The sequence below is a fragment of the Paenibacillus brevis genome (genome assembly GCF_018919145.1).
In the GTDB taxonomy this organism is placed as follows: Bacteria; Bacillota; Bacilli; order Paenibacillales; family Paenibacillaceae; genus Fontibacillus; species Fontibacillus brevis.
The window spans coordinates 311,018-327,014 of sequence record NZ_JAHLQJ010000003.1 but is presented as its reverse complement, the minus strand read 5'-3'; the positions used below and the strand labels follow the sequence as shown (position 1 = coordinate 327,014).

15 protein-coding genes are annotated in these 15,997 nt (G+C 47.8%); 8 read left to right on the top strand and 7 right to left on the bottom strand.

From position 1 onward, the window contains the following. The first annotated feature begins 173 nt into the window (after positions 1 to 173). Together KQJ23_RS05195 and KQJ23_RS05190 are read left to right on the top strand one after the other, a co-directional pair. On the top strand, positions 174 to 350 hold the full coding sequence (locus KQJ23_RS05195) for a hypothetical protein (RefSeq protein WP_187375120.1): 177 nt from the start codon (positions 174 to 176) through the stop codon (positions 348 to 350). A gap of 82 nt (positions 351 to 432) precedes the next feature. Then, positions 433 to 750 (top strand): hypothetical protein, encoded by a 318-nt coding sequence (locus KQJ23_RS05190; RefSeq protein ID WP_216477615.1) that lies wholly within the window; start codon positions 433 to 435, stop codon positions 748 to 750. 72 nt (positions 751 to 822) lie between these two features. Here the strand turns inward: KQJ23_RS05190 and KQJ23_RS05185 are convergent, their stop codons facing one another. The 4 genes from KQJ23_RS05185 to KQJ23_RS05170 all read right to left on the bottom strand — a co-directional run bounded on the left by KQJ23_RS05185 (position 823) and on the right by KQJ23_RS05170 (position 5,630). Further along, entirely contained in the window at positions 823 to 1,938 is a 1,116-nt protein-coding gene (locus KQJ23_RS05185) for a Ger(x)C family spore germination protein (protein WP_216477614.1), read from the bottom strand. Continuing rightward, complete coding sequence (locus KQJ23_RS05180; protein WP_216477613.1) at positions 1,935 to 3,083, bottom strand: hypothetical protein; 1,149 nt, start codon at positions 3,081 to 3,083, stop codon at positions 1,935 to 1,937. The genes KQJ23_RS05185 and KQJ23_RS05180 overlap by 4 nt, the downstream gene beginning before the upstream one ends. After that, positions 3,070 to 4,425: a spore germination protein gene (locus KQJ23_RS05175; RefSeq protein ID WP_216477612.1), complete on the bottom strand. Its 1,356-nt coding sequence runs from the start codon at positions 4,423 to 4,425 to the stop codon at positions 3,070 to 3,072. Before KQJ23_RS05175 ends, KQJ23_RS05180 begins: the two co-directional genes overlap by 14 nt. Before the next feature lie 140 nt (positions 4,426 to 4,565). Next, positions 4,566 to 5,630 (bottom strand): GGDEF domain-containing protein, encoded by a 1,065-nt coding sequence (locus KQJ23_RS05170; protein WP_216477611.1) that lies wholly within the window; start codon positions 5,628 to 5,630, stop codon positions 4,566 to 4,568. Between the two features lie 220 nt (positions 5,631 to 5,850). On the opposite strand from KQJ23_RS05170, the gene KQJ23_RS05165 reads away from it, so the two are divergent. The 6 genes from KQJ23_RS05165 to KQJ23_RS05140 all read left to right on the top strand — a co-directional run bounded on the left by KQJ23_RS05165 (position 5,851) and on the right by KQJ23_RS05140 (position 11,784). Beyond that, a complete protein-coding gene (locus tag KQJ23_RS05165) occupies positions 5,851 to 6,609 on the top strand; it encodes a threonine/serine exporter family protein (protein ID WP_216477610.1) in 759 nt (252 codons plus the stop codon). A 27-nt stretch (positions 6,610 to 6,636) separates the two neighbouring features. Beyond that, positions 6,637 to 7,083 (top strand): threonine/serine exporter family protein, encoded by a 447-nt coding sequence (locus KQJ23_RS05160; protein WP_216477609.1) that lies wholly within the window; start codon positions 6,637 to 6,639, stop codon positions 7,081 to 7,083. A 73-nt stretch (positions 7,084 to 7,156) separates the two neighbouring features. After that, a complete protein-coding gene (locus tag KQJ23_RS05155) occupies positions 7,157 to 7,948 on the top strand; it encodes an SDR family oxidoreductase (protein WP_216477608.1) in 792 nt (263 codons plus the stop codon). A gap of 145 nt (positions 7,949 to 8,093) precedes the next feature. Beyond that, positions 8,094 to 9,584 carry a spore germination protein gene (locus KQJ23_RS05150; protein WP_216477667.1) on the top strand — a complete coding sequence of 497 codons (1,491 nt, stop codon included), beginning with the start codon at positions 8,094 to 8,096 and terminating at the stop codon, positions 9,582 to 9,584. A gap of 9 nt (positions 9,585 to 9,593) precedes the next feature. Beyond that, positions 9,594 to 10,682 (top strand): GerAB/ArcD/ProY family transporter, encoded by a 1,089-nt coding sequence (locus KQJ23_RS05145; protein WP_216477607.1) that lies wholly within the window; start codon positions 9,594 to 9,596, stop codon positions 10,680 to 10,682. Further along, positions 10,672 to 11,784, top strand: coding sequence for a Ger(x)C family spore germination protein (locus tag KQJ23_RS05140; protein WP_216477606.1), 1,113 nt, complete (start codon positions 10,672 to 10,674; stop codon positions 11,782 to 11,784). Before KQJ23_RS05145 ends, KQJ23_RS05140 begins: the two co-directional genes overlap by 11 nt. Before the next feature lie 23 nt (positions 11,785 to 11,807). On the opposite strand, the gene KQJ23_RS05135 is transcribed toward KQJ23_RS05140, so the two are convergent. The 3 genes from KQJ23_RS05135 to KQJ23_RS05125 all read right to left on the bottom strand — a co-directional run bounded on the left by KQJ23_RS05135 (position 11,808) and on the right by KQJ23_RS05125 (position 15,794). After that, the gene (locus KQJ23_RS05135; RefSeq protein WP_216477605.1) at positions 11,808 to 12,956 is read right to left on the bottom strand and encodes an SGNH/GDSL hydrolase family protein; all 1,149 of its coding nucleotides are present in this window, start codon (positions 12,954 to 12,956) and stop codon (positions 11,808 to 11,810) included. Positions 12,957 to 12,995: 39 nt separating this feature from the next. Further along, on the bottom strand, positions 12,996 to 14,558 hold the full coding sequence (locus KQJ23_RS05130) for a histidine kinase N-terminal 7TM domain-containing diguanylate cyclase (protein ID WP_216477604.1): 1,563 nt from the start codon (positions 14,556 to 14,558) through the stop codon (positions 12,996 to 12,998). A gap of 81 nt (positions 14,559 to 14,639) precedes the next feature. Then, complete coding sequence (locus KQJ23_RS05125) at positions 14,640 to 15,794, bottom strand: GGDEF domain-containing protein (RefSeq protein WP_216477603.1); 1,155 nt, start codon at positions 15,792 to 15,794, stop codon at positions 14,640 to 14,642. Positions 15,795 to 15,997: the final 203 nt, after the last annotated feature.

Genomic DNA, 15,997 nt, shown 5'->3' with positions numbered 1-15,997 from the left:
AACCTAAATCCGTCCGCGAGTTTATGTGTGACATTGTAGACGTCACGCTCCGCTAAGTCAATACTTTGTTTCACAGGGCGGGATCCCGTTTATTAAGTAGACAAACGGATGAAGACGAAGAAATGTGCTGATTTAACAGCTTCCACACTATACCCTATGAAGGAGGAATTGCAATGTATGATCCGCACGAACGCAACGAGACAACCAATGTAGATGTAGAGCGCAAAGAGGTGCAGCACAGATCCGAGCCGAGCATGGTAGCAGCAACCTTCATTAAATATGCTGCCTACATCATTCTATTCTTCGGCTTTTTATACTTTATCGTCAAGTATGTATTTCCTAAATTTTGAGTCTCTCGCGCGTTGTTTTTTTCGAATCAGGGCAAACTTCAACTAAAGCTGAAGCATCGCTTACACAAGGAGATGACAAACCATGCCTAATGAGGATTTCATGAAGGAAGAAAGCGACTTTACTTATGACCGTTACCTGATTCAACGCGAATACCGGCCGGAGAATGATATACCCGCAGATGATCTTCTGCCTCACGATACGCGAATTACGCAAGGAATCAGCGAGTCAGACGAAGGTCGCAACGAGGACTACACTGCGCTGGACGATACAGCTCTGCCCGATGTGCCTGACGCGGATGTGATTCAGCCGGGGAGCCCTATTGACGGGAGTGCGCCAGATCCGGATGCGATGCCGGGGATTGATCTGCTGAACGGCTTCGACGGTGATGAGAACTCTTAATCAACAAGGCTGCGTGGAAAGGGCATACGTGTGAAGTATATTTCACACATTGCCCCCTCAACGCAGCTTTTTTTAGCGAATCAGCCCGGTATACTTCATCTCCACATTCGCCTTGACTTGAAAGTCGAGCTCCGGGTAGAGTTCCCTCCACTGCTGTACCTCCTGCTTATTATCCCAACTTCTCGAGAAATAGCGGAGCCCCCATCCCAGCGGATCCACCCCCAATCTTTGCAGCTTCTGACATAGGGCCTTGACGTCCTTTTCCCACTGTTCATTTGCGGCACGGGACACCTCGCGTAATACCGGCCCGGTAACGGGGATCCCCTCATCATTCAATTCGATCGTACCTGCGCCTTTTATTTTATAGCTGACCGTAGCTTTTCCAGCTTTGACATTGTTAATTTTATACTCCGATTTCGAGGACTCCAGATTATAATCAAAGGCATTGCCTTCTGTCTTGATTCGGAAGCTCGTGATCAGATTTTTGGTAGCTAACAGATTGAACAACCGGGTCTCATCAGGCGTTAGCGTACCGACCATCTTGGATTTATTGAACAGAGCCAGCTTATTGACAACAAGCATATCGGGATGCTGGGTGTGCACGATAGGCATGATCGGATCAATCCCGCTCTCTGTCACCTTTCTGGCCAAGTCAAAAGCGTATACCGTATGAACAAACGGTGACTCACTGCCGTCCTTACTAAGGGAGAGAATCAGGGCATTGCCCGGCACTCTTTCCGTTTTCGGTTGCATTTGAATGACTTCCTTGGCATTGGGCACCCCAACCGCACAGTACATAATCAATTGAAGGTCGCGTCGACGGGTCGTCCAGTCCAGCACCGTACCGATGTTCTCCCGGGCTAAGGCCTGTCCGTATACAACAACCTTACAGTGGCTGAAGTCCAGCTCCTTATCAATTTTCGATTTCATTAGCCGTACAGCCTCCGGAATGCTGGGGGCTACTTGGGTAATCATAATGGACTCCTGAGTGCGAGCGGTAGGATCTCCTTCCGGCAAACCGGTCTTTAAAGTTACTTCATAAAGATGCTTGGCTTCCGGATCCTCAGGACGATCCACTCCAATCGCCAAGACAAAGGAGCGTTTATCAATATCCTTGAACTGGCATCCGCTCATTAGCGACATTAACAAGCCTATCACACATAGCTTAGCCCATAAGCTTTTCCTCATCTTCTAGCACTTCTCCTTTTTCTCCATACCAGAAACATTAATAACAGGATCAGGAACGTTTCCGAGAAAAAACGCAGGTTTAAAAACCATTGACCCGCCTGAGCCAACCGAACCTGATTGATCCGCTCCGTCAAATAGATCATGCTCGCAGAAACCGTAAAAAGAAGAATTGCTTCGATCCATTGATTCTTTCTTGACTTTTTTCCGGTATCTGTCTCTTTGTCCCCGGAATCCTTCTTATCTTCCTTTTCGTTGAAGCAGCCTTTGAACAATTCCAGGCCGACATGCCAGTAAATGACTACCATGACAAGCGACATGCTGAGATAAGTGATGTAGAACAAATACAGGACCCGCTCCACAATGAACGTCTCCATCCGTAAAGAATCCGCTGTTGAAAACCAGCTATAGACGTGATCCTCCACTCCGATCGAACCATGATATCCAATCGGCACCAGCAAGGTAACCAGCAGAATCAGAAGCCCCGATACCGGGACCAGCCAGAAATGACGCAGCTTGAGTGTCAGATTATTGAAGCTGCGGTTGAAGATCGCGAGGTTTACATATCCGGTGAACGCAAAGGAAGCTCCAGTAACTGTAACCAGCTTGGGTTTCGTCCATAGATAGGTCAGCACCTGCAGGACCGAGTCCCAATTAAACGCAGGATTGATTAAGGCCTTGATCAGAATGAACACCATTGCGGGAAAGGACAGCAGGAGCACAATCTCTGTGGCATACAAAATCGAAGTCGTCTTAAAACGGCTGGCTCCGACCACCAGAATCAAAAAACCTGTCATGACAGCTCTAGCCGATATATCCGGGCTGATGAAGCGGAGCGTGATATCTACAAAGGATAACAGCATGATACTTCCTGCAACAAACCAGAAGATGGAGTACAAGATTAAGAGAGGGATCACCACCCCCTTGGGTAAATAAGTGTTGAAAATTTCAGGAAAACCTTGTCCCTCGAATTTGATGATCAAACGGGTGAACATGTACATCGTTAAGGAGCCATAAGCAACCGCAAGTAAAATCGACCAAAATACACCGTCGAATCTGGTAAATATGAGAACTCTCGGAACAAGGTTAATAATATTGATGACCGCACTCATCAAAAACAGGTAATAGTAGTATCTACGACTTACCATGCTGGTGTCCTACCTTCTCCTTGGATTCCCACAATGTTAATCTGAAGTAAGGTTTGCCGAAGCTGCGGACGTCGGACAAGTACATAATAATCCCGACCACAGAGACCATAATGCCTACTACTCCGAAGAGCATCGCCGTCAGAACAATAATGTACTTGAGCACGCGGATCGTGTAACCCATCATACTCAGCGGAATTACGAAGTTGGAGATTGCAACGGCAGATACGAGAATAATCATAATGTTACTAACCAGGCCCGCCTGGGTAGCTGCCTGTCCCAGAATCAGCCCACCTACAGTGGTTGCAGTCGGGCCAATCGCTTTGGGCAGGCGTAAGCTTGCTTCGGTAAGAAATTCCATCATCAGCAGCATAAAGAAGACCTCCATAAAAGACGGGTACGGAACGGCCGCACGGCTGCCTGCAATTAGAAGAACAAGTTGAGACTTTAGGATTTCCGGATTGTAAGATGCAAAGGTGACGTATAACCCGGGCAAGGTCAAGGTTATAAACAATCCGACGTATCGAATCAGCTTCAAGAACTGGCTGACAAGAGGAATTTGTATTTTATCATCCATTGCTGAGAAGAAATCGGTGAATACAGCTGGAGCAATAATGGCAAAGCCCGTCGTATCCATCAGAATGGCAACCTTTCCTTCTGTCAGGTTGAGTACAACCCGGTCCGGACGCTCTGTCACGACCATATTGGGAAAAATCCTGAAGCGGTGAGGACTTATATATTTCTCTAATTCTCCGGCAGATTGCAAGATATCGATTTTAACCCTTTTCAGCCGGTCTTTTACTTGTTGGAGTACGCTCGAATCGACCCGCTCCTGATCATAGACGATCGCGATAGCCGTTCTGGACAAGCTCCCCAGAGTCATTGTCTCTACCTTCAATTCAGAAGTCTGATACCTGCGGCGAATCAGATTCAGGTTCATCTCGATATTCTCACTAAAGGCGTCGCGAGGCCCTTGAACAATGGCTTCATTTATCGCTTCTCCGACACCGCTGGACTCCACCTTCACCGAGTTGAACAAATAACTGTTAGGGCCAATACTGACTAAGGTATAGCCCTCTAAAATTCCCTCAATCAGTTTTTGCAAATCATCCGCTTTACCTGTTCCGGGAAAGGTTGCTATATACGCTTCATAGGCTTCCACATCGGCCATCTCATAACTGGGAACTACGACATATTGGAACACCAGGTTCGAGTTAGTCACACTCTTCAAGTATTGAAGCTGAATTTGCGAGGATGCGCCCAGCGTAATCTCTTCGTAGTCCGATTGCTCGGTCAGCTTCTCTCTCAGCCAGTTAGCAGCATTGCTCGCCCGATGAGTCGTCATTCTCGCAGCCTCCTACATTCATCTGTGCATGCAACTATTTTGCCAAATGCCCTTATATTCATGCATAACGGCAAAAAGGCGATACAGGGATCCCTCCCTATATCGCCTTTTCCAGTTCCATTGCATTTCTCAATGATTCTTCAGCATACCCGGTTTCGGCCTTCTGATTTTGCACGGTAGAGCGCCTGGTCCGCCTGGTCAATCAGATCATATTCCGCAACATCCGGATAAGTCGCGCTGCCCGCAGAAATCGTCATCTTAAGCTCCGAGCCGTCCGGCAACAAGAATGGATTAGACTCCACATTATGCCGCAGACGCTCCGCAATTCCAAAAATTTTATCCGCGGCGCAATTGTCCACAATGACTGCAAATTCCTCCCCGCCCTTGCGGGCAATATGATCGCCGGGCCTGAAGGTGTCCCTTAACACATCCGCCAATTGGGCCAGCACCGCATCCCCTGCGGAATGACCATACGTATCATTGACCTTCTTGAAATGATCAATATCGATCATGAGCAGTGAAAATGGGGTATTATATCGCCTGGAAGACAATATTTTCTGCTCCATCATAAACTCAAAGGCTCTCAGATTGGACAATCCCGTCAAGAAATCACGGTTCGCCGCTTCCCTCATAATTCTCAAGGAATCATCCGACTTGCGCAAATATTGAAGCATCATGTATGTAAACAAGCCGGAAATCAGATAAAGGGGAGTGAACAATCCGACGGTAATCCAAAGATTGTCCTGAAAAATAATATAGATGAGGATGACACTGGAGCATGCAGAGCACGCCAGCGCCCACACCCATCTGGGAAAAGACAATTTCCGGCGCCGGATCAGCAGAATGCTGAAGAGGAAGGTAAGCAGAATATTTAGAGCCCCCAATATGGAGGCAAAATGTAACCCATTTAAGAAAAACAACCGATAAATTAGAATCAGGACAGCACAAATCGAACCGGAGAGCCATCCCCCCATATAGACAGACACCAGAATCGGAAGCTGACGAAAATCAACGTAAGCCGTTTGACCGCTGTAAAAACCCGAGTACATCAGGATAATCCCGAACACACCGAGAATGAAGCCGAGCAGTACTTTAGTCTCCCATTCCTTTTTGGGATACTTCTGCTGCCATATTCCCCACACAATATTTCCAAAAAACAAGAACGTCGTTAAAATTGTAAAATTGTAAATCAAGCTTTCAAGCATAATACTTCCCTCTCAATATATAAGACCCTGCTTCTAGCACGGAAATAATACACAAAGCATAACATATCAATCGCTAAAATTCGACAATTTAAAATATTTTTCGACATTCAGATACATTTGGGGAGTTAGCAATATTTGTGACTTTTATAACAGCTCAATGATTCCGCTTTTTGTAAGGCTAATGTATAATGTCCCATAGTAAGCTAAGGGGGTTTGTCCTATGGAAGAATCACTGATTCCTCCCGATCAGGAGCCTGTGGAGATCTGCCTGCTGGCAGGGAAAATCATGCTGCAGAGCGGTGCGGAGACCTATCGGGTTGAAGATACAATGACCCGCCTTGCCGTTGCGCTCGGCCTGCCCGGATCGCAAAGCTATGTCACTCCGACCGGGATTGTGTTTCAATCCGGAGAAATGCAATGGGCCAAATTGATCAGAATTGTCGAAAGAACTACCGACCTGGAAAAGGTAGCTGCTGTGAATAATGTCTCACGACAGCTAGGCAGCGGTACCCTTTCTCCGGAAGCTGCATATCAGCAATTAGTTCAAATTGATACGTCCAGGCATGCTTATTCGCTGCCATTGCAAATAGTTGCCGCTGCTGTAGCAAGCGGCTGCTTCACATTTATGTTCGGAGGAGTCGGTAAAGATCTCCTTCCCGGCGTTCTATGCGGAGGACTGGGATTTGCAGCCTTTCTATGGCTTCATCGACTGGTTCGGGTTAAATTTTTCGCGGAGTTCACGGCCTCATTGATGATTGGAATCGTTGCTTTTCTGTTGGTTCAGACCCATATAGGAGCGACTCTAGACAAGATCATCATCGGATCCGTGATGCCTCTTGTCCCTGGGCTCTTAATTACGAATGCTGTGCGTGATTTGATGGCTGGACATCTGGTTTCCGGGTTGTCCCGAGGCGCGGAAGCCTTTCTAACCGCCTTTGCCATTGGGGCAGGAATCGCGGTCGTGTTCACGATCCTCTAACATTATTCAATCTCTGGAGGAATAAGAATGAGTCTTATACTGCATAGTCTGGCCAGCTTTGTTGCCGCTGCGGCATTCGGCATCCTGTTCAATGCTCCCAGGCGTACGCTGCTTCAATGCGGGATATCCGGGATGCTAGGCTGGGCAGCCTATTACCTGCTTGCCGTTCCCTTCAATGCGATCTTTGCTACCGTTAGCGCCACCTTTATTGTAGGATTGGTCAGCCTAATTTTCGCACGGGTCTATAAGGAGCCCGTCATCTTATTCAGCGTATCGGGAATTATTCCTTTGGTTCCCGGCGGCCTTGCTTATGATGCCATGCGCAATTTTGTAGAGAATGAATATGACATCGCCGTTCAATTGGCGGCACAGGCGCTCCTCATCTCCGGTTCTATTGCGATCGGACTGATCCTGTCCGAAGTGATGAACCAGGTTGTACGGAGCATTCCGATCAGACGCGGCTCCCGTCTCTGATTCAGGGGGGCTGGTTCGGGTAGTTAATTACTGAACCTTATAACCATCCGGAATCAAGAAGGGAGAGCTGGCTATGAAGCAAGTTCGTTTGAAGGATCAAGTCGCCGCCGTTACCGGGGGAGGCTCCGGAATCGGAAGAGCGGCAGCAATAAGATTTGCCCAGCAGGGGGCCAAGGTCTATATGCTTGACCGGACACCGGAGGAGGCGGAAGAAACCCGTAAGCAAATTGTGGATGCCGGCGGTGAGGCCAACGTCATTCCTTGCGATATCTCCAAGCCGGAAATGATCGAGCAGGCCTTCGCCCGAATTGCTGAAGAAGCGGGCCCTGTTCAGATTGTATTCGCCAATGCCGGGATCAATGGCACGATGGCTCCTATCGAGACCATGGAGATCAAGGATTGGGACCAGACGATGGATATTAACCTGCGGGGAACGTTCGCTACGGTGAAATATGCAATTCCTCATATGAAAGAGCATGGCGGGAGTATTATCATCACAAGCTCTATTAATGGGAACCGTGTCTTTTCCAATACTGGATTTTCTGCCTATGCTTCGACTAAAGCAGCTCAGGTTGCTTTTATGAAGATGGCTGCACTTGAACTGGCTCAGTACGGGATTCGCGTCAATGCCATTTGTCCAGGTGCGATAGAGACTAACATCAACGACAACACTTATCCTTCCGATGATATAGAGGAGATTAAAATTCCGGTAGAGTTTCCCGAGGGGAGCCAGCCGCTGGAGAAAGGCCCTGGAAAGCCCGAGCAAGTAGCTAATCTGGCCCTGTTCCTCGCTTCGGATGAATCATTCCACATTACCGGAACAGAAGTATATATCGATGGCGCGGAATCTCTCCTTCGCGGATAAATAAGCGGTAACATCAAAAGCGGCAATGCCATGATTTTGATCTGGCATCGCCGCTTTTCTCTTGGATTAAGAAGAGCCTTTTGTATAAAATTCCCTCTCCTTCACATAATACCTTAAAATCACTGAAGGGGGGATAGCCTTGTCCATGCTCCAGTTCATTAGTAAATGGGTGCAGGCCAAAAACAAAAAAAGCGGTCGCAGTGGCAACCCTCAGAGCTCTCCCCAAGCTTCAGGACCCGTGACATTACAGAATATTCAAGATCAATTCAAGGATTGCAGCGACCTGACCCACTATACCCTGCCCGAGCTCCAGGCAGATTTGCTATTCTTTGATCATCAATTGGATCCTCACGCGTATGAGAGGGACGTTCTTCGTCCCTTGCTGAATATCACCAAGGATGAATTGGAACAGTTACTCCGGCGCTCGCAATTCGTCGCTGCTAAGGATGTTGTCAATACCGTTCACGGAATTCTGAATGGTTATGTGGCTCTTTTTCTTCCTCAGGGAGTTTATCTGGTGGATGCTTATGGACCTGAGAAAAGATCCATTGAGCAATCCGAATCCGAAAGTACTATCAACGGCCCGCATGATGCTTTCAACGAATCGCTAGGGACTAATCTGGGATTGATCCGCTCCAGATTAAAATCCAACCGGTTAAAGGTTCTCCAATACACAGCCGGTGAAATCTCCAAGACCAAAATATGTGTGCTCTACATTGACGGGATAGCTAACATGGAGTATGTCCAGGAGATAGAGAACCGGATTAAAGCTATTGAGTTCAGCTCTCTATATGACGGAACGATGCTGACTCAGCTTATTGACGACTTTCCAAACGCTCTATTTCCCCTATTCCAAACCTCGGAGCGGACGGATATTGCAGTATCCAAGCTGAATGAGGGAAAGCTTGTGGTTATCGAAGAGCATAGCCCCTCCGTGATTATCGCCCCCTCCTCCTTTTTCGAGTTCTTTACTACACCGGATGATTATTATAATCGATGGGTTGTAGGATCCGCCTTGCGCTTGCTTCGTTATCTGGCTTTTCTGATTACAATTTGCCTGACGCCTTTATATGTCGGGATCACAACCTATCACTACGAGATGATTCCTGAGAACCTGCTTATTTCCTTGACCGAATCCAGATCCCGTGTCCCGTTTCCCCCTATAATTGAAGCTTTGCTGATGGAAGGAACCATAGAAATGCTGCGGGAAGCAGGAGCGCGTCTTCCGACCAAGATCGGACAAACAATCGGTATCGTCGGCGGTATCGTGATCGGTACCGCAGCCGTACAGGCCGGATTCACGAGCAATATTCTGATCATTTCTGTAGCGATGTCGGCCATTGCTTCCTTTGTAATTCCTAGCTATATCATGAGCGGTTCGCTCCGGCTTATCCGGTTTGGCCTGCTTATTCTGTCTGGCATGCTGGGGAATTTCGGATTTTGCGCAGGCATCGCCCTGATCATTATCCATTTGGCCAAATTAACGAGTCTGGGCGCCCCTTACACAATTCCGGCTGCACCTGTTAAACCTCGGGACTGGATCGATATCTTTATTCGCGGTCCATTCTGGGCATTGAACAGGCGTCCCGCCCAATCGCGCTCCCCGAATACTAAGCAGAACAAGATGAAGAAATAGGTGATCTCGTTGGCACAAGAAAAGCTTCATCGTTTTTCCATCGCTATGTTGATTTTCAATACCCAGGCAGGCGTCGTGCAGTTCATTCTTCCCAGGACAATTGCCACTTATTTCGGAACCAACGGCTGGATCGTCATTATCCTGGTCTACCTGATTGTCACTCTTAACATCATGCTGATCAACGCGGTCTATCGTCTGGGTAAAGGAAAGTCTCTATTTGTGATTTTGCAGGATGGATTGCCGCGCTTCATGCTTATTCCAGTATATCTGGTTGCGGGAAGCCTCTTTGCTATGATCGGATGTCTTGTCGTCAAGCAATACGTACTGATCTACCAAATGATCGTTTTCCCCTCCACCTCGGACTTAATGCTAAAGATATTTGTTGATATCTTGGTCTTTCTGTTTGTCACCAAAGGAATTTACAACATGTCCAAAGCCAATCTCCTGATGGTATTCATACTCCTGATGATCGTTCCTTCAGGCTTTATGATGCTAGGCGACTTTGATCTGCTTCGTCTTACTCCTTATGTGTTTAAGGAGGGTCATGACTGGTTGAAGGGCTTTGCAAGTGTGTACGCAGCATTTATGGGGTATGAGTTATCGATCCTCCTATTTCCCTATGCGGAGAAAAACAATAAATGGCTTAAGTATGTCCATCTTGGCAACAGCATCGCGATGCTCATCTATTTGCTCGTCGCCCTGCTGTGCTACGGGTTCTTTAATTATCACGAGCTAAAATATTTATCTTTTCCGCTTCTGGATATGTTCGGATATTTGCAATTCCCCTTTGTCGAGCGCATTCAGAATTTTATTTTCAGTCTGTTCCTGTTTAGCATAATTATGACCTCGGGCATGTACTTCTGGTCGAGCCAGCAAATGTATTCTGCCGTCTTACCCAAACTCCCCTGGAGGCTGCTGCTCTTCCTGATCATGATACTGGCTATAGGAGTCTCCTACATTCCAAAATCACTGATTATCGTTGAACAATGGTTTGATGTATTAAGCTTGCTCGAGATCGGAACAGCCGTTGGATTACCGCTTCTGGCCTTACTAGCTATCCTGATTCAGAGAGGGAGGAGTAAACATCATGCATCATAGGGGACGGCTCTGCGTGCTCGCGCTATTCTTTCTTGCTATAGCAGCAGGGTGCAGCAGCGACAGGAACATCTTAGAGCGGGTAGGTTATGTCCGTACGGTAGGATTTGATGCGGAGAAGGACAACATGATCAGGGTGACTGTCAATATCCCCTTGATTATCGCGGAAGCGAATGAGACTCGCCAGCAAGAGGAGATTTTCTCCAAAGTCGTACGAAGCAGCAAGGAAGCACGAATTCTAATGTCACGGAGAACCAGCCGGAAAATGGTCAGCGGACAGATCAATACCATCCTGTTCAATGAGGAACTATCCAGAAGAGGGTTATGGAGCCACATGGACAGCTTGCTTCGGGATTTCACCATATCCAAACGGACGGAAATCGCGGTTGTGGAGGAATCGGCGCGCGACATTATCGAGACGCATTTGCCGGGTCACTCCCGAACGAATCAGTACATTGACCGTATGCTGAAAAAAGAATTTGAAACTCAGACGCTGCCTCATGTGCTGCTGCATCATTTTTGCCGGGATTACTTCGATGAAGGACGCGACCCGATCACCCCATTCCTCTCGAAGTCCGGAAAGGATCTTGAGGTCAGCGGCATCGCCCTCTTCAAGAAGGATCGAATGGTCGGCAAGTTGAGCGCAAATGATATTTTTTACTTTTCCATCATCTATCACGATCAGGACCGGGGAGAATTTACGCTCGGCTTGAACCGTCCTGAGCTGTACAGCATTTCATTCCACGCCATCAACAATACCACCCGCAAAACAATCAGCAAAACGCCCGATGGCAGGTATCGGGCGGATATTAGGATAAATATTCACGGCGGGGTTACAGAATACATCGGAAACTTGAAGATGAGTACGTCTGAACGCACTGAGCTGGAGCATATTCTGAGCCGCCATATCGAAGAGGAGTGCAACCGCGTCGTAAAAAAGCTACAGCAGCTTGGCGTAGACAGTATCGGGATCGGACAGTATGTTCGCAATAAAGTCAGCTATCAAGAATGGAAAGCCTTTTATAAGGACAATTACATCCAGGACATGGATATCGTCGTTCATACAAACTTCAAAGTAAAGAACTTCGGCAACTTCTTCTATTAGAGGTTGACTACTAACCGCTTGGATTAATACCAACGTAAAAATGCTTCGGCGATCTTGGTTCCGGCATGGCCGTTAGGATGTGGATCAAATTCCGAGCTCATAAATTGCCGCTGCAGCAGATGCTCATGCGGTGCCGGCTGGGACAGCACCTCCGCAATATCGAACACACGGTCTACGCCGTTCAGGCTTAGCCCGCGGATCTGTGCATTGACTGTGCGCCAAATCTGTTCCCGCTCCTCCGCGAAGTTGAACGGAGGTACAGTGCACAAAATAATTTTCACATCAGAATTGTGGTTCTTCAAGCGATGGATCAAATCCTGCAGATCGGCCATCAGTTGTTCAGCGGTGCGGCAGCCAATATCGATATCATTGACTCCCAAGCAGAGCACGATCTTGTCTTTGCCCCGCTTTGCTTTGCTTAGCCAAGCCGTATCGGTTGCAGCATCGTAGGCTCTAGCCCAGCCGGAGCCAAGATTCCATACCCCGCAGGAGGAGCCGAGTTGATTCGCGATTTTTGCGACCCAATAGTCATAGCCATCCTGAGCCGTACGTACACCCTGCGTGATAGAATCGCCAAAGAACACCAGCTCCTGTACGGTATCCGTCTCATAACCAATCCAGGATGGAAGCACGAGCAGGTTGTCCGATTTACGAAATCCATCCTCATTCGGCTGAGCCGCCCGGAAGCCTGGGGCATCATAGGCTGTGACCAGCATCTGCTCTGTATTGTAAGGAATTGAAGCACCCGGTCCAGCAGAAAGGGTCCAGCTAAACATCAAATCATGCCCGTCGGGCAAGTAAATTTCAACAGGATCGCTATAGAACTGTTCTCCGGGAAACACGTCCCTTGTACCAGCTCCTCCAAAGGTCAGATTTACCAGCGTTTCTTCATTGTAACTGCAGCTTTGGTCTCTTCCCCCATCTGCAATACAGGCAGCCTCAATACGCCATGCCCCGCCTTCGCGTCCGGCCCAGGCGATTGTTCCCTGCTCCCAAGTCGAATCCACGGCATTCGAGAAGCCGAAGCACAGCTTCAATGTTCCTTGCTCCCGCAGCCGGATCACCGTGCGATAAGTGTGGGTAAAAGGCCCCTCACGCACCATAATAAAGTTGGATGTCGTAGCCACTACCGTTGCCGATGTGAATCCGCTTAAGCTTTGCGATTGTCTCATGACTTTCATATCCCTTCAATATATAAATAGCAAAAACAATTAGGAAGCGGTACTTACCCGATTTCGGCCGTTCTTCTTGGAGGCATAGAGCGCTTTGTCCGCCTCCGTAAAGATACTCTCCAACGGAGCGCCATCCAGACGGGATTCCGCTACGCCAAAGCTGGCCGTGATTCCAATCTCTCCGGCAGCACAATTCAGAGGGACAAGCTCAATTTCTCGGCGAAGCTCCTCAGCAAACAAGGCAGCCTCCCGCAGGTCCAGACCAGGCAAAGCCGCCACGAACTCCTCTCCTCCATATCGGCCCAATAAATACTCATTAGCGAGCCTCCCCTTTAAGATCGAGGCGATATGCCGAAGCGCTAAGTCGCCAGTATCATGACCAAAGAGGTCATTGATCCGCTTGAAATGGTCGATATCAATCATCATTAAGGAGAAGGGCTGAGCATTACGATTTGCGGTCTCCAGCTCTCTTTGGCTCTCCTGCATGAAATGAGTCCTGTTATATATGTCGGTAAGCCCATCGTAAGTAGCAAGTCTGCGGAGCTCTTCCTCCAACCGGACTTGCTCGGTCACATCCAGGACCGTATATGTACGGCCTACAAACTGGCCTCTCCGGTTAATGACCGGTGAGGATTGAATTTTATAATGGCAAGCCACATGACCGATATTCCAGCCAACTTCCTTGATATGAATCAGATTGGAATCCGGGTAGAACTCAAAGATTTCTTCATCAAAATCCTCGGTCAGCCGAATCTGGTTGACCGGTCTGGCGATACAGTCTGCCTGAAGCCCTGGAATCATCACCTCGGCCGCGGGATTATAATCGGCCAGGAAGCCTTGCGGATCAACAACTAATACCCCGTCCCGCATACTATCAAAGATATACTCCCTAGCCACCGGAGAGGCGACCAGCAAGCCGGAGGTTCGAATCGCCCACATATAAAAGAAAGAGGTGATGCACATAATGAGTGGCACCGGGTCCATTTGATAAGGCGTCAGCCCCATTAAGTATACAAATGCGGCTGCCCACGGCAGGGCAAAGCCGATAAACAAAGCAATCAATTGGCTGCGGAGTACATTTTTACGGCGGTTCCAGTACCGGAGCAGCAAGAAAATTCCCGTCAGAATGCAGCTCACCGTATAGCTGCCATGAACGATGTACCATTCACCCATATTCATATCCATCATCGGTGACGGCGCATCAGGATTCAGATAGACGTCTTGGTAGAACAAATGATGATATTCATTGGTCAAGACGAAGAGAAAGGTTAGCGCCGGAATGACCAGCAGAAGCATGATATTCCGCCTGGTGACGTATTTTTCCATTCCCACATAATACATAACTAGCGCCAAGCTCAAAGGCGAAATAAAGGGCATGCCCAGATATTCAAATTTGACCCAGTACATGATCTCTTCCAGCGAAGTACTGGCAAGCTCCATAGAGAAGCCGAACGCATAAATTGCAGAGCAGATTGAAATCCAGAAGAACAGTTTGATTCCGGAATACCGGTTGCGATTGACATAGGAATAAATGGTCAGCAGTACGCTAAGCACGCCGGATAGAGCAGCCAGTACAATAAATACGCTTACTGAAGAATTCATGATATTCTCTGACCCCAATTTCGGATTAAGATAATTATTCCTATCGTAGCACAGGAGTATAAATCACAGAAAGAACTCATTTTATTCCAATGGGATATCTATTCGTGCCGCACAATTCCGGCCGAGTTGCTTGGCCCGGTAGAGCGCCAGATCACTCGTCGTATACAGTTCTTCCAGCGGTATATCTTGATCGGGAGGAACTGTAACAATCCCCATGCTGATCGTGCTTGCCTTGAGCCCGTAACGAATTTCCAGGGATTCCACTGAACGGCGAACCCGTTCCGCGATTACATCCGACTCCTCCACTCCCGACTCCGGCAACAGAATGGCGAACTCGTCCCCTCCGAATCTTCCGAACAAGCTTGAAGTCTCCAGACTGCTGCTGACAATGAAGGCGATATTCTCCAGAACCCGATCTCCTGCATCATGTCCGTAACCATCATTGATTTGCTTGAAGTGATCGATATCAAGAAGAATAAAGCTTGCAGGACTCTTCCGGTCCTTTGCTTCCAATAGCTTTTGAGCCTTCAGCGTAAAGGATCTGCGGTTCAACGCTCCTGTCAGATCATCGTAGCTTGCCAATTTCAGCAATTCCCGGTCTGCCCGCTCTTTCGACAGAAGCACGAAACCCGTATTTCCTAGCATCATAATCAGATAAAGAGTCAGGAAGGATAAGTTCTGATAAAGCCCAGGCTCAAACATGGATACCGGAATGATCGGAATCCATGGCATGATTGTTCTGCACAGCAGCCCCAGGGAGATTACAAGATACATATATCCGATGATCAGGCGGAGCATGGATCTACGCGAAACAGCGATCATCCTGCGTACCGGAGGAATCAAAAAAACGGCGGTCGAAAAAGAAACTACCGCAATTCGAAATCCTTCTGTATTGTAAAAGACAACAATGCTGCAATATCCTAAAATCGCTAAAATTGTAAAATAATTATAAAATAGACGTGCGTGAGCGTTAAATCCGCCAACTACCGTTAACAGCGCTTTGGTCTCCAAAGATACCCCAAGCAGCAATAAAATATTGGCAACTGTGAGCAGCAAGATATGGTCAGTGATCAGCGGAACAGACATCATGGCCCATGTAGCTGCCTGAAGCCATTTCGCTGTGTAAAACGTATTGACAGCCGGGTCCTTAACCTGCTTGTGCTTATAAGCGGTAATCAGGATTACGGTAAACAAGTGTCCCAGAACCAGCAGGATAAAGACGGTTTGCATATCCATTTGAATTCGCATAGGGTTCAGATCCATTTCTTATTCATCTTATGTTGTCAATTTAATGTTGGTTGGATAAAACATCCGACTTCAACCTTGCTCTGTATAATACCAGAAAAAGCATGCTTTTTCGATTAGATTTTGAAAATACAAATAGCGGCCCTGTCTGCTTCAAGACAAGGCCGCTTCTGGTTAGAAACGTAGAACTATTA